Origin of the sequence: Magnetococcus marinus MC-1, assembly GCF_000014865.1 — a bacterium.
Taxonomy (GTDB): domain Bacteria; phylum Pseudomonadota; class Magnetococcia; order Magnetococcales; family Magnetococcaceae; genus Magnetococcus; species Magnetococcus marinus.
In genome coordinates this window covers 1,595,766-1,611,920 of the sequence record NC_008576.1, presented here as the reverse complement: position 1 = coordinate 1,611,920, position 16,155 = coordinate 1,595,766, and the positions used below count along the sequence as shown (strand labels likewise).

General features: G+C 54.8%; 23 protein-coding genes. 7 read left to right on the top strand and 16 right to left on the bottom strand.

Annotated elements, in window-relative coordinates; all coding sequences use genetic code 11:
- Positions 1-33 precede the first annotated feature (33 nt).
- The gene (locus tag MMC1_RS06755) at positions 34-288 is read left to right on the top strand and encodes a DUF1841 family protein (RefSeq protein WP_041640906.1); all 255 of its coding nucleotides are present in this window, start codon (positions 34-36) and stop codon (positions 286-288) included.
- On the opposite strand, the gene MMC1_RS06750 is transcribed toward MMC1_RS06755, so the two are convergent.
- Entirely contained in the window at positions 289-2,145 is a 1,857-nt protein-coding gene (locus MMC1_RS06750) for a phage terminase large subunit family protein (RefSeq protein WP_011712988.1), read from the bottom strand.
- Positions 2,146-2,239: 94 nt separating this feature from the next.
- On the opposite strand from MMC1_RS06750, the gene MMC1_RS06745 reads away from it, so the two are divergent.
- The 4 genes from MMC1_RS06745 to MMC1_RS06730 all read left to right on the top strand — a co-directional run bounded on the left by MMC1_RS06745 (position 2,240) and on the right by MMC1_RS06730 (position 3,889).
- Positions 2,240-2,437 carry a hypothetical protein gene (locus MMC1_RS06745; RefSeq protein ID WP_011712987.1) on the top strand — a complete coding sequence of 66 codons (198 nt, stop codon included), beginning with the start codon at positions 2,240-2,242 and terminating at the stop codon, positions 2,435-2,437.
- A gap of 26 nt (positions 2,438-2,463) precedes the next feature.
- Positions 2,464-2,847, top strand: a complete 384-nt coding sequence (locus MMC1_RS06740; RefSeq protein WP_011713684.1) for a hypothetical protein — start codon at positions 2,464-2,466, stop codon at positions 2,845-2,847.
- 52 nt (positions 2,848-2,899) lie between these two features.
- A complete protein-coding gene (locus MMC1_RS19765; RefSeq protein WP_011712986.1) occupies positions 2,900-3,601 on the top strand; it encodes a DUF3489 domain-containing protein in 702 nt (233 codons plus the stop codon).
- 99 nt (positions 3,602-3,700) lie between these two features.
- Positions 3,701-3,889 carry a hypothetical protein gene (locus tag MMC1_RS06730; RefSeq protein ID WP_011712985.1) on the top strand — a complete coding sequence of 63 codons (189 nt, stop codon included), beginning with the start codon at positions 3,701-3,703 and terminating at the stop codon, positions 3,887-3,889.
- A gap of 33 nt (positions 3,890-3,922) precedes the next feature.
- On the opposite strand, the gene MMC1_RS06725 is transcribed toward MMC1_RS06730, so the two are convergent.
- The 3 genes from MMC1_RS06725 to MMC1_RS19760 form a co-directional block, all read right to left on the bottom strand.
- The gene (locus tag MMC1_RS06725; RefSeq protein WP_011712984.1) at positions 3,923-5,281 is read right to left on the bottom strand and encodes a site-specific DNA-methyltransferase; all 1,359 of its coding nucleotides are present in this window, start codon (positions 5,279-5,281) and stop codon (positions 3,923-3,925) included.
- On the bottom strand, positions 5,274-5,837 hold the full coding sequence (locus MMC1_RS06720) for a hypothetical protein (RefSeq protein WP_011712983.1): 564 nt from the start codon (positions 5,835-5,837) through the stop codon (positions 5,274-5,276). Before MMC1_RS06720 ends, MMC1_RS06725 begins: the two co-directional genes overlap by 8 nt.
- 91 nt (positions 5,838-5,928) lie before the next feature.
- Positions 5,929-6,807: an HNH endonuclease gene (locus MMC1_RS19760; protein WP_011712982.1), complete on the bottom strand. Its 879-nt coding sequence runs from the start codon at positions 6,805-6,807 to the stop codon at positions 5,929-5,931.
- Between the two features lie 131 nt (positions 6,808-6,938).
- On the opposite strand from MMC1_RS19760, the gene MMC1_RS06710 reads away from it, so the two are divergent.
- Together MMC1_RS06710 and MMC1_RS06705 are read left to right on the top strand one after the other, a co-directional pair.
- Positions 6,939-7,190: a type II toxin-antitoxin system ParD family antitoxin gene (locus tag MMC1_RS06710; RefSeq protein WP_011712981.1), complete on the top strand. Its 252-nt coding sequence runs from the start codon at positions 6,939-6,941 to the stop codon at positions 7,188-7,190.
- Complete coding sequence (locus tag MMC1_RS06705; RefSeq protein ID WP_011712980.1) at positions 7,187-7,495, top strand: type II toxin-antitoxin system RelE/ParE family toxin; 309 nt, start codon at positions 7,187-7,189, stop codon at positions 7,493-7,495. Before MMC1_RS06710 ends, MMC1_RS06705 begins: the two co-directional genes overlap by 4 nt.
- Position 7,496: 1 nt before the next feature.
- On the opposite strand, the gene MMC1_RS06700 is transcribed toward MMC1_RS06705, so the two are convergent.
- The 12 genes from MMC1_RS06700 to MMC1_RS19755 form a co-directional block, all read right to left on the bottom strand.
- Entirely contained in the window at positions 7,497-8,096 is a 600-nt protein-coding gene (locus tag MMC1_RS06700) for a hypothetical protein (RefSeq protein WP_011712979.1), read from the bottom strand.
- Positions 8,097-8,817: 721 nt separating this feature from the next.
- Positions 8,818-9,117: a hypothetical protein gene (locus MMC1_RS06695; RefSeq protein WP_011712978.1), complete on the bottom strand. Its 300-nt coding sequence runs from the start codon at positions 9,115-9,117 to the stop codon at positions 8,818-8,820.
- Complete coding sequence (locus tag MMC1_RS06690) at positions 9,114-9,302, bottom strand: hypothetical protein (protein ID WP_011712977.1); 189 nt, start codon at positions 9,300-9,302, stop codon at positions 9,114-9,116. Before MMC1_RS06690 ends, MMC1_RS06695 begins: the two co-directional genes overlap by 4 nt.
- A 2-nt stretch (positions 9,303-9,304) precedes the next feature.
- Positions 9,305-9,697: a D-Ala-D-Ala carboxypeptidase family metallohydrolase gene (locus tag MMC1_RS06685; protein WP_173361576.1), complete on the bottom strand. Its 393-nt coding sequence runs from the start codon at positions 9,695-9,697 to the stop codon at positions 9,305-9,307.
- Positions 9,698-9,883: 186 nt separating this feature from the next.
- Entirely contained in the window at positions 9,884-10,573 is a 690-nt protein-coding gene (locus MMC1_RS06680) for an endonuclease (protein ID WP_011712975.1), read from the bottom strand.
- A gap of 59 nt (positions 10,574-10,632) precedes the next feature.
- A complete protein-coding gene (locus MMC1_RS06675; protein ID WP_011712974.1) occupies positions 10,633-10,923 on the bottom strand; it encodes an integration host factor subunit alpha in 291 nt (96 codons plus the stop codon).
- A 134-nt stretch (positions 10,924-11,057) separates the two neighbouring features.
- The gene (locus tag MMC1_RS06670) at positions 11,058-11,456 is read right to left on the bottom strand and encodes a DUF6362 family protein (protein WP_011712973.1); all 399 of its coding nucleotides are present in this window, start codon (positions 11,454-11,456) and stop codon (positions 11,058-11,060) included.
- Positions 11,449-11,667 (bottom strand): hypothetical protein, encoded by a 219-nt coding sequence (locus tag MMC1_RS06665; RefSeq protein ID WP_011712972.1) that lies wholly within the window; start codon positions 11,665-11,667, stop codon positions 11,449-11,451. The genes MMC1_RS06670 and MMC1_RS06665 overlap by 8 nt, the downstream gene beginning before the upstream one ends.
- Entirely contained in the window at positions 11,664-12,164 is a 501-nt protein-coding gene (locus tag MMC1_RS06660) for a crossover junction endodeoxyribonuclease RuvC (protein WP_011712971.1), read from the bottom strand. Before MMC1_RS06660 ends, MMC1_RS06665 begins: the two co-directional genes overlap by 4 nt.
- Positions 12,165-12,516: 352 nt before the next feature.
- Positions 12,517-14,655 (bottom strand): AAA family ATPase, encoded by a 2,139-nt coding sequence (locus tag MMC1_RS06655; protein ID WP_011712970.1) that lies wholly within the window; start codon positions 14,653-14,655, stop codon positions 12,517-12,519.
- Positions 14,652-15,428, bottom strand: coding sequence for a PD-(D/E)XK nuclease family protein (locus MMC1_RS06650; RefSeq protein WP_011712969.1), 777 nt, complete (start codon positions 15,426-15,428; stop codon positions 14,652-14,654). The genes MMC1_RS06655 and MMC1_RS06650 overlap by 4 nt, the downstream gene beginning before the upstream one ends.
- Positions 15,425-16,147, bottom strand: a complete 723-nt coding sequence (locus tag MMC1_RS19755; protein WP_081436221.1) for an ORF6N domain-containing protein — start codon at positions 16,145-16,147, stop codon at positions 15,425-15,427. The genes MMC1_RS06650 and MMC1_RS19755 overlap by 4 nt, the downstream gene beginning before the upstream one ends.
- Positions 16,148-16,155 lie beyond the last annotated feature (8 nt).

Here is a 16,155-nt window from a genome sequence, read left to right as displayed (position 1 = left end):
GTTTCGTTGACCATCCAGCAAGGGAATGCTCTCATGAACGTTGCGGCCCGACATATACGAGAGGGAATGATCCAAGCCATTTCCACTCAAATTGAAACCAACGATCCCGCCATCTCACGGACCACCTTTGAGCGGCTGCAGAAAAGCGGTTTTGATGCAGATGAAGCCAAACGCCTCATGGCCAGCGTACTGGCTCATGAGATGTTCATGATCAACCAGCACAATCAGCCTTACGATTCGAATCGTTACGCTGCATTGATGGGCCAATTACCTCGCCTCCCGGGGTAATCACATCCAACTCGATTGAATGACCCGTCGTTTCGGTTTGATGCGTTTGGGTTGTGAGGCACCCGACTCGGCTATGGCATCCTTCAACGGGTGTTCCGCAAGCTTTTCAACATCCCGGTTCAGTCGAAAGCCCATGGCAATCAGCCCCTGCAGAGCGGCCATGGCATAGACACGACAATCCAACGCCTCGTTGCGATCGGAATCCCGCTTCTTCCACTCCCGAATGGGGCGGCCCTTGTGATAACGGGTCACCACCGATTCAGCGGTGAGTTGTTTGAAGTAGTCCCCATCCCGTTGCATGGGAAAGTGCAGATAGCCGGGGCCTGGCTCTTCAATGCGTAGACGGGAGAGGATCGCCTCTTTGCAGGCATCTACACCCACGATGAAAAGGGGTACTTTGCCCTTATTCTTGGTGGAGGGCTTGCGGGGCCAGATGGGCACTCCCTGACCACCACGCCCCTTGATGGCCCAGATCCTTCGGCCCTGCCTGGATCGGCAGAAGGCATAGGACTTCAGGGTATGGTGACCACCGGTATCAATGGCAGCGGCCCGGATCGTCATATCCGGTAGTTGCCGACTATGTGGGCGTGGATATCGGAGCAGATTATCCAGATCCTCCCACACCGCTGGGGAAGAGGGATCCCCCCACAGTACCCGGTAATCGATGGACCAGGACTCTTCATCCCGTCCCCAACCTACGATTTCAATTTCAAGACGATCATCCTGCACATCCACACCAGCTGTGAGCACAGCCACATCAGCAGGGAGCAGTGCACCCCACGCCTCTCGACGCTCCATGAGCCCTTCGCCATCAACACGATCCGCATCCTCTTCCCAGGTTTCACCCAGCTTGGTGTTGATCCATACTTTCAAACGGGGCGGATCCTTGTGCACCAGACCATGCTCCACCGCAATGTCCCCCCAGGAGGTCCAACCATGGGGGCTATAGAGGGAGGAGAGGTGAAAACCAGCAGTTTTCCCATCCCCTGCTGCCGCCGCTCGCCAGACACCATTTTCCAGCATCCAGCCCTTTTGATGATCCGCCAGCTCTGCTTCACAGTGGGGGCAGAGGTAAAACGCCAGCTTGCGCTCACCACGAGGCCATTTCACCTGGGCCCATGTCAGCACCTGAAACTCACCACACTCTGGGCAGGGTACCCAGAACTGACGCTGATCGCTCTCGGCATAGGCCGCTTCAATGCGGCTGAAGCCCTTGATGGTGGGTGTGCTGGTGAGCAGTACCTTGCGGTTAGAGAAGTTCGCCGTGCGCTGAATCGCCAACGCTACCGGATCCCCTTCGCCATCGGCATCGCCCGGGAAACGATCCACCTCATCCATGAAGAGATAACGGATCGGCGCGGAGGAGAGCCCCACCGCGCTGTTGGCTCCGGTCATCAAGAGGATGCCCCCAGGAAACTCCTTGGAGAGCACCGTGTTTCCGGAATCCCGTGACCGAGCCGGTTTTACCCGCTCCCGGATTTCAGAACTTGATTCGATCAGCGGTCCCACCCGCTGTTTGGAGTAGCGTTTGGCCATCTCCACCGTAGGCTGAACCATCAGCATGGGCCCTGGCGCATGGTGGATCACATACCCCACCCAGTTCAGGCCACACTCGGTTTTACCCAGCTGACTGCCAAACATCGCCACCACCCGCTCAATGGGTGAGCTGGGTGAAAGAGAGTCCATCACCTCTTGCAGATAGGGGGTGCGATCGGTGCGCCAAGGGCCGGGTTCCCCCGAGGCCACGGATGACAGCATACGGTGCTCATCGGCCCATTCAGAGACCGTCAGACGCGGATCGGGCATCAGCCCCTGAAGGAATGCATCTTCGTAAATCTGCGCTGCGGACAAGGCCATCTTATTTGTTGAAATTACATCATTTTTACCTGGATAGAGACGTCGATGGTATGGCTATATAGATCCAACGAAGCAAACGTCCAGGAGCTTGAAAATGAACGAGAAACTGAACCAGGAACAACGCCTTGAAGCCTTCGCCAAAGAGCTGGCAGAACTCACCCGCAAGTATGGAGTCGCCCTCAGCGTCACCGGCGGAGTGATCATCGACCAGCCAGAGGCTTTTGAAGGGATCGAATACTTCACCGGTAACGACGGGGACCTGCTGCCCCACATTGGCGACAACCGGCTTTGAGACCAACCTCACAACGGAGAACGAACATGACCATCCAACTGAGCCCGACCCAACGGACCATCCTTAAGACCGCTGCCAACCGGGACAATCTCCAGATCATGCCTCTACCTACCAACAATCCAAGCTGGGGATTCTGGGGGACATCCAGACATAACGGCTATGACCAAGAGATGACTTGGCTGGCCGCCAGCCACTTCTTTGCAAACAGCTACAATCTCGATGCACAGGATACCAGAGACCTTCTGGACAGCGTTTTCGGACGCCACCTTGCCGATGACCTAAGCTTCATTGAGGGCGGGCCAACTACCCCTGAAGCCATTACCGACCATCTGGCCAAGAGAATGGCAAACAGAAGCTATAAAAGCTGGATTGACGACGCCGTGCATGCGATCCAGCACCCCACTCGATGAGAAGAAGTGGTCTTCAGCGACAAACCAGGCCAAAACAAACAGGAGAAGAGAGATGATTAACCTCACTCATACTCAACAGACCATTCTTAAAGCCGCTGCCCAGCGCCCAGACGGGTCGATCAACCCTTTACCAGAACGGATCAAAGGGGGCGCATCGGTAAAGGTGATCAACGCCCTTGAAGCCAAAGGCTTGATCGAGAACGTAAGCATCAACCCACCCTACCCCAACTGGGTCCTTACCAGCGCCGCATACCAAGTTATTGGCCAGGAGCCTCCTGCCCTACCTCCCGTCGAGAACCAGATCATCGACACCATGACTGAGGAAACAGCAGGAGAGAAGCCCGAGGAAACAGAGACCCCGGATGATCCCGAGGCTGGGATTTTCACCAGGATCGCCCTGGATCACCTTTTTATTGACACGCTCGAGACCAGAAACTCTGACAGCCTCGACTTCCATAACGTCAGCGTCTGGGGCGTCCAGAGCGCCTTGGAAGCGGCCTTCCAGGCTGGAATTGAAGCAGCACAACGCAAAACGCCCCGATCCAGAGGGACCAGGGCGAATTCCAAGCAGGCCACCATGATCGAGATGATGAAGCGCCCCCAAGGAGCTACCTTGGATCAAATCACTGAAGAGACTGGATGGGGTTCCAACACAATTAGGGGCGCGATCTCCGGCACTCTGAAGAAAAAGCTGGGGCTCAACGTCACCCGCGCAAAGGTCGATGGAATCACCACCTACCGCATCACGGAATAACGACGATTAACCGACTGATTTTGCTCTGTTTAAGTTGATGATAGCTGCGATTAGAGCGATAGTGTAATCCAAGAGAAAACAACAACTTGGAGAAGCACCATGACTAAAATTGACACCATCCACGCCAAAGTGAACGCCACCATGCGAGAGGTTGAAGACAACTCAGAGATTCCTGAGAAGCTGGCCGCCCTGACCAAGCAGATCTTGGAGATCCACCGCCGCAACGGAGACCTTGGCTGGCTCAGCGACATGCTTCAAGAGATTGAAGCAGAAGACGCTCAAGCCTAAATCACGATCACCACCAACCAGAGCCAACCCGGATCAGCCGGGCGGTTCTGCTTCCAGATCAATACCCCGTTCCAAGGCTACATCCTCAAAACTTTTCCCGCCGGAACCATCCAAATAAACAATCTTCCCCGTGGCTTGAATGAATCGCTTTACCGCCACATCCACATAGACCGGTGAGATCTCCATGGCATGCACCCGCCGCCCTGTCATCTCCCCGGCCATGATCTGGGAACCAGATCCGCTGAAGGGCTCGTAGCAGAGGCCGCCTCGTTCCACATGCTGACGCATGGGAATGGCGAAACAGTCCAGTGGTTTGGGCGTGGGATGGTCAGGTCGCTCCTCACCGGAGAGCCCACGAATGTCCCAGACGGTGGAAAGGAACTCGGCGCCGTTGATCTTGGGCGGCATGTTGCCCTTGATCCAGCCCATCAAGCAGGGCTCGTGCTTCCACAGGTACTTGGAGCGGGTGAGGACACCTTTCTCCTTGTTCCAGATGATCTGCTGGTGCTGAAAGGCCCCCATTTTTTCCCATACCGCTTCCAGCATCGCCTGCCGTTTGGAGGCATGCCAGCAGTACCAAGCCGCGTTGGGCTCAATGGCATGGTCGATAGCGGAACGGATAAACCCCTCATAGAGCTCAGGCCCTTGGGAGGAGTCATCCCAAGTCACGCCGTAGCTATCCGACCAGTCCTTATTGAGGGATTCCCGCTTACGGCTCTCTTTGGAACCGGGATGATTGGTACCATCGTAATCCACCAGATAGGGAGGATCCGTGGCGAAGAGGATGGCCCGCTCACCGTTCATCAACCGAATCACATCCTCGGGATTGAGGCTGCTACCGCATAGGAGGCGATGCTCCCCAAGGATCCACAGATCACCGGTTTTGGAAACTGGGTTGGCTGGAGGCTCAGGAACCACCTCATCGGCCCCCGCAGCAGTCCCACTGCCATCACCATCCATATCATCTGCAAAGCCGTCCAGCAGGTCCCGCATCTCTTCATCGGTGAATCCCACCAGGGAGAGATTGAATTCATCCTCCTGAAGCCGAGCAAGCTCTGCCGCCAGGATCGACTCATCCCAGCCACCATCCAGCGCCAGCCTATTGTCCGCCAGGATATAGGCACGGCGCTGAGCATCGGAGAGATGGTCCAGAACCACCACCGGCACCTGTGTCAGGCCAATGCGCTGGGCGGCAGAGAGACGGCAGTGACCGGCAATGATGCCATCCTTACCGTCCACCAGGATGGGGTTGGTAAAGCCAAACTCCACCATGCTGGCCGCCACTTTGGCGACCTGCTCATCACTGTGGGTACGGGCGTTGCCCGCATAGGGCAACAGCCGATCCGTTGGCCACAGTTCAATCCGTTCGGCCATGGCAGGGATCTCATTCATGCTTCAATTCCTCAAGGGCTTTTCTCAGTTCCTGATCCAGCCTTTCCTCAATCGCTCCGGCATCGTTTTCAGATGCCAGCACCGAGGAGAGCCGATGGGGGATGGTAAAGAGCCGATCCCGAACCCGACGGGCCAGATTGAACGCAGTCACCTTCACCTCATCACTGCTGACCAGCTGTTCCGAGCGCTCCTCAAAATCCAGTTTGACCAAGCGGGCGCTGTAGGCCTCCCGAATGGCCCGGCTGGTCTGGTAGTCCGGTGCGCCCTGTTTCAGGGGTGGTGACGGTGGTGTTTGGGATGCGAACCTCTGGGGTTGGTTCGCAGGGGGTGCGTACCCAGGGTTCGCAGTCTGGTTTGCACTGGGGTTCGCACCCCCATTTGCAGAAATTTCGCGCTGCTGAGCGGGATTGGTATTTCGTTCCCAGGCCGCGTCTGCTTTGGCCGGATCTACCGTGCCATCCGGCTCCTTGCTAATGCGCCCGGCCTTGATCGCCTTACGTACAGCGGCATCAGAGACGCCCCGCAGCTTGGCATACTGCCGAATGGAAACGCCCATTGCGCTCTCATCTATTCCTCAGTGCTGTGGTGGATGGGTGCGAACCTAAGTGCGAACCGCGAACCCGTTTTTATTACTGTCGCTAGGCAACTCAAGCGCTCTCGCGGAACCCATTGATTTTACGGCATTCCAGGTCCCGTGCGATTTTTCCAGGGGCCAACAATTGCTTCTGCCAATAGGTCATCAAGGCATTATCTCGATAGGGTTGTGAAAGCGTCTCGACCCAATCCATAAAGGGTGTGGATCCTTTTGATCTATTGCACTGGTCACATGCCACAACCAAGTTACTCACACCATGGATACCACCACTTGCAATGGGATCCATATGGTCAAGCGTGCTATTTGAAGCTATTAAATCCTCACCGCAGTATGGACACTCATCAAACTCTTTCAGCAATGCCATGGCAGACCCTTTCTCCATGGTGCCGTCATGTTGATCCATCACACGGCTTTGACCACCGCTCCACTGCGATACTCTCTCTGGGTTGTCATGCTTGTAAGCCTGACTACGTACACGTTCATTGGTTTTGAACTCAGGATCTCTTTGATAGCGAATCCGATATCGATCTGCGACAGATAAACGATGATCCGACCAGGGAGTACCTTTCGACGCATAGAAGGCGTTCAACCACCAATCTGGAGCTGTCTGATATACCCAGCGGTTCCAAGCTTCAGTTGCATCCCGTTTGGCATGTCTGGCTTCTTGCCGCTCTAATGCTTCTGCCTGGACCTCGTCAATAGTACGATATTGTCGGCCTTTGTTCTCATTGATCCGGCGCCGTTCTGCCTGCCGTTGCACCTTTGTGCGCTTTCTACTCTTAAGCCTGCACCTTTCGATCTCACACTCAGCACAATGCCCACTGATATAAAGTTTCTGCTTGTCTTTGTAGAAACGCGACGGGAAGTCAGCAATGGGCTTATCTTTGCCACACTTTTTACAGACCTTGCGTGCTGGTTTCTCTTCGTTCATGAGCTTCCCCCAATACAAAAATGCCCCGTAAATTTCTCTACGAGGCCTGGATCAGGTTGAACTTGAATGAATCTGGATATTGGAGACTGTTTCTTGTACCCTAGTGTCAAACTTTGACATAGGAGGTGTTCATGGCCACCAACGTTAGTTTGACCCCCGAACTGGAATCCTTCGCCCGCTCTTGTGTCGAGAGCGGGCGTTTCAATAGCGTCAGCGAGGTAGTACGCCAAGCCCTACGTCGCCTTAAAGAGGATGAGGAACGCCGCACCAAGTTTGATGCCATGCTTGATGCCGTTAAAGAAGAGGCCCAACGTGAAGGGACCTATACGGCAGATCAGGTTCTGGAAGAAATGGATGAAATTATTGATCGTGTTTCAAAATGAAGCCTGCCGTTTTTACTCCTCAAGGACGGCGAGATCTTCAAGGGGCCGCCAAAGATCTTGGAAATGAAAACCCCATGGCTGCTCGAGCGCTACGAGAGGCTATTAAAAAGGCAACCCGGCTACTTGGTGAATATCCATTCGCGGGTCAAGAGCGTACCGATATCACTTCCCGCGATGTGAGGTTTTTAGTCGTCCATGGGTTTGAATATGTGATCGTTTATGACCCCTACCCTTCACCAGCAGAAATTCAACGTGTGCTGCATACCAAACGGGATCTGAATGCCATATTGGATGAGGATCGCTAAGTTAATGGGCTGAAGCCATGGCCTCGGTGATGGCTTCGTTGAAGTTCTTTTGAAAACGCGACTCAACCACACCCTTGACCGTATCCATGAATCCAAAGCGGGGCTTGATCTCAACTCGATCCACAAAGCGGTACATCATCTTCAGCTTACGCCCCTTACGACCTCTACGACGCCACACAGCGTGGGTAGAGGGATCATCATGCAAGGGCGCGATGAAGTGATTGGGCTTCTTCAGCAGAGCACCAGGAAACTTCCCTGGCCGGGTCACGGACTTGGGATTGGGACGGGCACCATATGGGATGGCCAGCGAATCCCCAGATTGGGAGCGTTTGGCCCCACCGGTCTCCTGGAGTGCCATGAAAGGATCCAGCACCCGAACAGAGGCCTGCAGATCACTCTTCTTGGCCGGTTTGATCCGGATGCCTTTAGCTACCCATCCGGTGCGGATGGTGAAGCGCTCTGGCAGACGGCGGCGTACCTCTGCTTGAGCATCTTGTGCTGTGCGGGTCAGAGCTAGGGCGGTGGCGTAGCAAGCCTGTTTGGCTAAGTTGGTCGTAGCCCTATCAACCTGTCCTCTGTTAATTTCTATATTTAAATCCATCGCTTCTGAATTTTCTCAAAAAAAAGTTGGTTCTAACCTTGTATTGCTAATACAACGCACCTAGATAGAGCTTACCCTGCAGCGCGCGTGAGGCCACGTTCCTAGGCCCACATGAGTAATTCGACAGGAACAGGGACTGTTGGCTGGCTGGGCGTGGACATTAATCGAAGGGTCTCCATAGCACCGCTAGATGTCTGCTCCTACCTCCCTGAATCCATTACGTGTAAAGGGGCTCTGACGGTCCTGACCCACGGCGCTTGCTGGTTTACATAGCCGAGGTTGGATCCTGCAGCGTGCGTGAACTCTGTGTACCCAAGCCCATGTATGGAAAGAACGGAGGACCTGTTTATTATAATCTGGATTGGTGAGAAGGCATTTCACCTCAACCCACATTCAGTTTTGCCACCGCCTTCTATCAATCCTCAGGTCCAGTAAAACAGATGGGGCTTCCGTGGTCAGAGTCACGGCGTTCGCGGGATCCGAACTCTATTTGGTCAACTGTAAGAAGCTGTTAATGTTTAAGGGTCAAGCGCCATGGTGCAACTTCGCTACTCCTTAACTATCGACTTGGGCATCTATCTTTTCTGTACTGTGCTACTCTTGCTGGGCATATACGGGTAAGGAGAACTAAGAGAACTTTGTAAAAGTCTCTCTGAAGCTGTGTTAATTGGTGCAACGAGGCTTACATGGTCGGGCCAGCGGCGACTACGAGATCCAGAATCTATTTGCCGTCACAAATCTCTTCAACCAGATCCACCCGCCCCTCCAGCGCCTTGATGGCTTGGTCACGCAGGGCAAAGTCGCGGTGAGCATCAGTGGCCCGATAGCGCTCATAGGACGCCTCGTCCACCCGCGCTGCCAGAGCATCCACCCGACCACTGAGGATAGCGAGTTCAACACGCATCTGCTCGATGGTGCTCAACTGCCATGCCATCAGTGCAGCGACACCCATGGTCAACACGGTCTGGACATGCCGTTCCAGGCCACGACGGCGTTCAACCGTCACTTCTTGTGGGCTCACGAACGATCCCCTTTTTCAGAAATAAACACCGACCCAAGAGCAGCAGCAGCAGCCAGCAATTCGGTAATAGCGCTGGTCTCCTCTTGGGATAGACCAAACATGGCCAGTAGGATTGCGAAGCCACCCCAAGAGGAGGGCTCACGCACCCGGTTGAGAATGGTGTTGATCATTTGCTGAATGGGCATGATTAATAACTCCAGATCGTAGGACGGGGGCGGTTGGTATCGGCTTCCAGAGTATCCAGGTGGAGGAAGCGGGCTTGATGAGGGCCTCTTTGCCGAACGCCCACCCCTGTGAATCCGTGGTAAAGGGCCAAGGTCATCAGCTTGTGGGCATCCTCACCGGCAACCTGAATATCCACAGCCATCCCGGTAGTGTGGGGACCGCTGGGGCCAGTTTTGGAAACGGAGGCGTTATGATTGGGACAACGGTATGCGCTGGTGACGGGCATGGGCTTGTCGTATGCCCCCCGCAGATCCTCCAGGCGCTCCATAAATTCTGGGTCCATCTCTTGGGAGCCGCAGCCGCAGTGACATTCAAGCTCTGTGTGACTGAAATGGGGCCAACTTTGTTCAGACATGATCATCTACTCCGCCAACCAGCATGCGTAACATCACCCCGAGGATAGCCACAGCAATCAATCCAAAGATCAATGATGCGATCAGTGACCCAACCATCAACAGTGATGTACCCATTCAGATTCTCCCAACAAAAAGCCCGCCTCGAGTTTCCCCGGGCGGGCTAATGTGCTGTGTGCTCTTGCTGACTACTGGATAAAGGGATTTGCGTTACCCTGCATTCGTTCTATTCTGCGATTCCGTTCACGTTCCCAGTCATCGACTGGATCTTCCCTGTTCCAAGCTTCAAAGAGCCGCCTCTGCTTTTTGCTGATTGGCAGCCCGTATGAGGCATTCATGTAGAAATAGGTCCGAGCAATATCACCACGCACTTCGGGGCGGGGCTCAACACGGTCGGTGTCCCAGTCGATCTCAAAATCACAGGCTCCGTAGGCTCTGGGCTCACCTGCGACCATAGAAAATGACCGGTTGCTGCGGTCGCCGTTGAGTTCGCCTACTGCAGGGACCAGATTGTGGAGATCAGACTCCATCGCTTCAAAGACGGGATCAACCTTGGCGCAGCATCTACGGCCTTTGTAAGCTTTGCTTTTTTTGGTTGTACAGATTGGCTCTCGCCAGCACTGACGGGTATGGCCAAAGGCGTGAGCAGGAACAACGTGTTCCCATTCAATGCGACTACCCCGCTTAGGATTTTTGCGGGGCTGATAGCCGCATGCTCCCGACCGAACTTCCTTATGCTTGGTATAGCTACAGCCGCAGTAAAATGTAGTGCGGTGGCCTTCAAAGACTTTGGAGAGAAGCTTTTTAGCTTCGCTGAACGAAGCAATGCGATGGGGGATTTGAGGATCAGCAGCTTGGGCGATGGCCGAGATGGTCATCAGCAGTGAGAGTGTCAAAGCTATAAATCCAGGTTTTCCCATGCGATAAAACCGGCTCTTCAGCTCGGGCCCTTATTCACACGATCCAACAGGATCTGGCTGGCCTTGAAAGTTACAACGCGGCGCGCTGATATCTCCACATCTTCCCCTGTTTTTGGGTTGCGACCCTGGCGGGGTTTTTTATCCCGTATACTGAAGCCACCAAAGCCGGAGATCTTAACAGGCTCACCACTTTCCAGTTGGCTGCGGATAAGCTCAAAAACCGACTCCACGACGTCAGCAGACTCTTTCTTGGACAGACCAAGCCGATGGTAAACAGTCTGAACGATATCCGCTTTGGTCATGGTCACGGCTAATTCTCCCGCGTTTTCTTCGTAGAGGTGAAATCTCAAAAAAATATCGGAGGGTAGCGTTTCCGCATACGCCCCCGATTATGATGTGAACTATAGCAAATATTGCCAATGTGGCCTACCCACTAAAATGCCTAGGCATTTTTTTGTTGATTGAGTTTGGCTGAAAGAGTGGCCATGGCGATCAGGTAGCGCTGGCGGGCAGTCTCCCTGCAGACACCGAGTTGGGCCATGATGAACTTCCACGGCACCTTTTCAGCACGAAGCCACACCAACTTTGCCTGATCTGGCTCCAGAGTGTGCAACCACGACAAAGCTTCATCCATGCGGTCAATGGCATCCGGGGTAGGCGGCCCCAGGCGCACCCGGACGTTCTGCATGCCATAGCTTTCCCAATACTCCCGCAAGAAGGGGGGCCAAGAGGAGCTATGCCCACGGGGGCGCACTCCATCCTCTGGCAACCGCTTCATGGTGCTGGCTGCCTCTTCTAACCGTTTTGCTACAGCTGGAGCATCCCATTTCTGCTCACGCATGACACACCCCCTTGCGACGATTTTGGCCATAAAGCCGATCCCCCAGTTGCTTGACCAACTCCCGCTCTGGCCAACTGAGGCGATTGTCATCGTGCGACACCACCAGGATGCCGTGGCGATTCCAACCGTTGCGCTTCTGCTCATCCACATCAACTTGGCTGCCCTGAAACCGGGCCAAGGGGCTGCGGGGCAGATTGGGTCCGCCGTTCATCGCGCACCTCCCTGGCCGATCTGCCAATGCAGCAGGGCAAGTGCGTCACTCTCGTTGTCATCGGCTGGATTGTGCCCCAGACGCTTCATGGCATGGATCACCTGGGCCTTGGAGGCGTTACCCTTGCCAGTCGCGTGTTTTTTTATCGTCCCAACCGGCACCCCCTGGTAGGGCACCTCTGAGCTTTCTGCCCATGCGGTAAGATGGGCCAGGAATCCCCCATAGACATGTGAAGCCCCAACCCCGCTGTGTCTGCGCACCTCCTCGAACAGGATCTGACCTACATCGCTGGTGAAGTGCATCTCAGCCAGCCAGGCTTTGAACCTGACCCACTGCATACCGCCCCCTTCAAACCGGCCCAGCTTGAACGACACCGTGCCGCTGGTGATGGTCCCATCGGGGTGGTACAGCGCCCATCCCATCTGGGTACCAAGGTCCAGGGCTAAAACTGCCCTGTTTCCATCTGCGCCCCGATGGGGCAAACTCTGAGTAGCCATATCTTCCTCCATTGGCTGATGTGGTCAGGACGGTGGTGCAGGTCTTGGCGGAGCTCACCACCGTCCGATTTGAATCCGCTCCCTTTGCCGGGCTGCGGAATTGTTGAACAGTCATTCATGATGGGGGGTGGGTTTCCATACCACCCCCATCTATATATTTATATATAGGGAAAGCCGGGAACCGGGAACGAGCTGATTTCTCCTTAAGTAATCAATAAGTTAAACGTCTTCCCGGAATGACCGGGAACGTTCCCGGCGGGAACGGTGTACCCTATACAATTCAATATGTTAACGTTCCCGGTTCCCGGATTTTTCCGGGAATGGGTAGGTTCCGGGAACGCATTTTTCCTCATCATTCAGCTCCAGATCCCAGCTGAAATTCACCGACGCCAAGTGCAAACTCACCCCCCGGAACATCGAGCCATTTTTTGATATGACTACCCGGTGCTACGCACTGCACTAGCCGTCCTGTTCGCAATAAGGAGTCAATCAACTCTGCTATCTTATGCTTGGAAAACGCCTGTAAGTCGCCTGGAAGCTCTGATCTACGTTCAAAGACACCATTACCGCCAGTTTTCGTGAATGGTTGGCCATTGGATGCTGCTTTACCCAGAGCCATGACAAGACTTTTACTTAAATCTTCATTGCCACTGATGCGCATAGCGAGGTCAACTGAACGATCTTGTAGTAACCCTGTCGATGACTCGCGAACATAGACCCTAACTGCTTTATCAACTGGCCAGTTGCTTTTGACCACCGCACCATTGAACACAGAGTCACGTTCATAACTGCGTTGCAGTTGGGTACAGATTTTGATGGATTCATCCTGTGAGGCTTCCCATAGGGCGTAAGACCAGCGCCCACCGTCAACTAGGGCAGTGGTGCCACGGATGGCTTCTCTGGCTTCACTGGCGCTGTGAATGGGTTTGCTACCCACTTTCTTGAAATGGTGCGCTACTAATGTGGTTGCCCCTGTTTCGGCAGCAATGCGGCCCAACCCAGCAAAGAACATGGACCCTGCGGCGGGGTCACTATTGACATCTCCACCTGCAAAGCTTTGGAGTGGATCGATGACCACTAATCGCAGGTCTGGGATTTCCAATAGCTCCTGACGCATCTCCTCGTAGGCATCAGTGAGTACAGGGCCTTCACGACCCATGGCGACAAGGGGCATAGCACCACCTGCATTGGGCAGTGGAATCACAATCAGCCTTCTGGGATCTGGAAGATCTCCAACAAGCAGATTGAGTCGTCTGTGGATCTCATCTTGATCGTCCTCAGCGGTGAGCATGACCGCTGTACCTTCAATAGGGACCAAAGGACCTCCCAGCGCCTCTGTGGGAATGGGATTCCCTGTATGTATCTGAGCCACCTTGATGCAAAGGTCCAACAACAGCATGCTTTTTCCTGCTCCACCGATGGCGGCGACCATGCCGGGCACTCCGAGGGGAAGAACACCCTCGACCAACCACTCCCGTGGCGGGGGTGGGCCGTCATAACGGTCGAAGGTCCAATCCATCAGTCGGATGCGGCGTTTCCGGGCCTGTGGTTCCTGACGTGGTGTTCCATGGATGAAAGCACGCACATCCATCCCTTCAGCCATGGCATCAGCGGCATCCCATTTTTCAGGTTTCTCCTCCGGTGGAGTGAGAATGGATACTTCCCGAACACCCGCGTTTCTGGCGGCCTGTGAAGCCAATTGGGCGTACTCCCATCCTGCCTTGTCCCGGTCGGGCCAGATGATTACCCGCTTTCCCTGGAGAACACTCCAATCGGCACGGTTGATCTGTCCCTTGGAGCCCATGGAGGTGGTGGCCGGGATTCCCGCATCGATGAGCGCCTGGGCGCTCTTTTCCCCTTCGACCAGCACCACCTCAGCGGCGTGAATGATGCCGGGGAGGTTGTAGAGGGGCGTCACCGCTGGCGACTGCCACTTGCCGGTGCGCACATCCAGAGGGCGGAACTGCTTTCGGCGGCCCGGAGGATCGTAACGGTAGACACAGACCAGTAGTTGGCCATTGGTATCGAAATAGTCCCACTTACCGGTATGGGGCCCCAGCTCATCCATGGGGGGTTCACGCCGTTGAGTTGGTTGCATCGAAACAGGTGGTAATCTCACGGACTCTCCCAGCCAGCCGCGCACATCATCCATGACGTCACGGAACTGGGTGCGGGTGTCCATGCCTCGTGACCGGGCCCACAGGTCCAGGATGTCGCCACCCGAACCTGCGGCATGGTCGTACCAGACCCCAGCCTTTTCGCCGGTCAGTTCTACCTTCATACTTTCACCGGGGTTGCCCTCCACATCGCCGATGAAGAACTGCCCATGACGAACCTTCCCGGCAGGCAGAAGGTGATACAGCACCGACTCAATCTGGCTCTGCAGACGTGCCTTGATCTCCTCCTTTTCATGATGCTGTTCTGCAACAGAGGAAAACTCCTGCTGCCCACCGGCATCATTGAAATCGAGATATGGAGCCCCATTATTCATGCTGATAGACTCCAGCAGCGATCTGCCCAGCTACACATACGGCACTGGAAGTGTGTCGACTCCCGGCTGATCCGGGGTAGTAGCTCATGGGCCTCTGTGGCTTTGATGATGCGCACAGCGCGATCGGACATCTTCTGCGCAAGTGGGGCATCAAAAGGCACCAGTTCGTGATGGATTTCGGACGTATCCTTGTTGATGGCGGTGAACAGCGCCGGGTTGGCCGAGATGCCCCCTACCTGGGGCTCCATATATGCCTGATAGATGGCGACCTGGGCTGCGTATACCGGCTTGGAGAGGGCCAACCCGCGCTTTACAGTGTCATTCCAGGATTTATTGTTGAGGGACTTGCACTCCCATAGACAGGGGTAACCCATGCTGATGCTGTTTGGGCCAGACACGATGATCCCGTCTACGTGGCCCTGAATCCGACCGCCAGCGGCTTCGAAGCCGAACTGCTCGCCATTAGGGCGATTACCCTTGGTGGTGAAGAGCTCGAATCCAGCCATGCGCAGCCAGCGAATCGCCATATCCTCAAACAGGTGTCCAGCGGCGAAAATGCGCAGGAGCTGCCCATCAAAATCCTTCCCCGTATCCTTGGGAGCATGGGCGTACTCAAACTGCAGCGCCCGTTCACAAGCCACTCCTAAACGGGATGCGCCCAGATAGGTGCGAGGGGTCTGTTGGCGGTTTTCCACCTCCAAAGCCTCATCAATCAGATGATTGATGGCGGGGGCGATGCCCCCACCGTTGTGATTATAATCCAACATGGTCATGCCCCTTTCATATCCTGGTGGCATTCACGGAGGATCTCTATGGGATAACTATTGACCGACCCCCAGCGCTCATCAGGGACCTGTCCCATACGAATGGCGAGGTTCCGACACATCTCAGATGCCTTTATGCCCAGTTGCTTGGCATAAGCGAGAGGTGCAGGGATACTCTCTTTGCGGCAATAGGCCAGGGCAGTCATGTATCCGGTGTTGCCGTCCATGTCTGACTGGCGTTGCGCCAATGCATCCAACTGCTGCTGTTGATTATGCTGCAGCTCCGCAATCTGGCTCAGTCTCTGCTCCTGTTCCCAGTTGGCCTTAGCCATCAGATAGAGCTGGTGGGCCGTGGAGGTGGGTGCGGTTCGGAAGTAGCGATTGACCAGCTCTCTCTGAACCTTCCATGCCAGATCGTCGGTGAAGGATTTCACCAGCATGAGGTAGCCAGTCTGGGTCAGGAGAATTCCAGAGGATGCAAACTTGCTGAATCCAAAGGATTCCCATAGGTCGGTACGAAATTCGTCCTTCGATATTTTGGCAAAATCAACGTTCTCTTCAAATCGAGGACGGTTGTCGTGAAAGTTGCGTTTGGCCGTCCCTTCTGGCCGCTGATGAACCTGATCAACCATGGCAAAGGTGACAACACGGCTGCCTTTATATTCGATAACCGATAGAGCTGTTTCACCGACGGTTACCATCTGCATTTCGTCTTGAATCATCGTCATGTCTCCTT

Coding starts and splice junctions, on each gene's coding strand:
- MMC1_RS06755 (WP_041640906.1), top strand. CDS start 34: ATGAACGTTGCGGCCCGACATATACGAGAGGGAATGATCCAAGCCATT.
- MMC1_RS06750 (WP_011712988.1), bottom strand. CDS start 2,145: ATGGCCTTGTCCGCAGCGCAGATTTACGAAGATGCATTCCTTCAGGGG.
- MMC1_RS06745 (WP_011712987.1), top strand. CDS start 2,240: ATGAACGAGAAACTGAACCAGGAACAACGCCTTGAAGCCTTCGCCAAA.
- MMC1_RS06740 (WP_011713684.1), top strand. CDS start 2,464: ATGACCATCCAACTGAGCCCGACCCAACGGACCATCCTTAAGACCGCT.
- MMC1_RS19765 (WP_011712986.1), top strand. CDS start 2,900: ATGATTAACCTCACTCATACTCAACAGACCATTCTTAAAGCCGCTGCC.
- MMC1_RS06730 (WP_011712985.1), top strand. CDS start 3,701: ATGACTAAAATTGACACCATCCACGCCAAAGTGAACGCCACCATGCGA.
- MMC1_RS06725 (WP_011712984.1), bottom strand. CDS start 5,281: ATGAATGAGATCCCTGCCATGGCCGAACGGATTGAACTGTGGCCAACG.
- MMC1_RS06720 (WP_011712983.1), bottom strand. CDS start 5,837: ATGGGCGTTTCCATTCGGCAGTATGCCAAGCTGCGGGGCGTCTCTGAT.
- MMC1_RS19760 (WP_011712982.1), bottom strand. CDS start 6,807: ATGAACGAAGAGAAACCAGCACGCAAGGTCTGTAAAAAGTGTGGCAAA.
- MMC1_RS06710 (WP_011712981.1), top strand. CDS start 6,939: ATGGCCACCAACGTTAGTTTGACCCCCGAACTGGAATCCTTCGCCCGC.
- MMC1_RS06705 (WP_011712980.1), top strand. CDS start 7,187: ATGAAGCCTGCCGTTTTTACTCCTCAAGGACGGCGAGATCTTCAAGGG.
- MMC1_RS06700 (WP_011712979.1), bottom strand. CDS start 8,096: ATGGATTTAAATATAGAAATTAACAGAGGACAGGTTGATAGGGCTACG.
- MMC1_RS06690 (WP_011712977.1), bottom strand. CDS start 9,302: ATGCCCATTCAGCAAATGATCAACACCATTCTCAACCGGGTGCGTGAG.
- MMC1_RS06685 (WP_173361576.1), bottom strand. CDS start 9,697: ATGTCTGAACAAAGTTGGCCCCATTTCAGTCACACAGAGCTTGAATGT.
- MMC1_RS06680 (WP_011712975.1), bottom strand. CDS start 10,573: ATGACCATCTCGGCCATCGCCCAAGCTGCTGATCCTCAAATCCCCCAT.
- MMC1_RS06670 (WP_011712973.1), bottom strand. CDS start 11,456: ATGCGTGAGCAGAAATGGGATGCTCCAGCTGTAGCAAAACGGTTAGAA.
- MMC1_RS06665 (WP_011712972.1), bottom strand. CDS start 11,667: ATGAACGGCGGACCCAATCTGCCCCGCAGCCCCTTGGCCCGGTTTCAG.
- MMC1_RS06660 (WP_011712971.1), bottom strand. CDS start 12,164: ATGGCTACTCAGAGTTTGCCCCATCGGGGCGCAGATGGAAACAGGGCA.
- MMC1_RS06655 (WP_011712970.1), bottom strand. CDS start 14,655: ATGAATAATGGGGCTCCATATCTCGATTTCAATGATGCCGGTGGGCAG.
- MMC1_RS06650 (WP_011712969.1), bottom strand. CDS start 15,428: ATGACCATGTTGGATTATAATCACAACGGTGGGGGCATCGCCCCCGCC.
- MMC1_RS19755 (WP_081436221.1), bottom strand. CDS start 16,147: ATGACGATGATTCAAGACGAAATGCAGATGGTAACCGTCGGTGAAACA.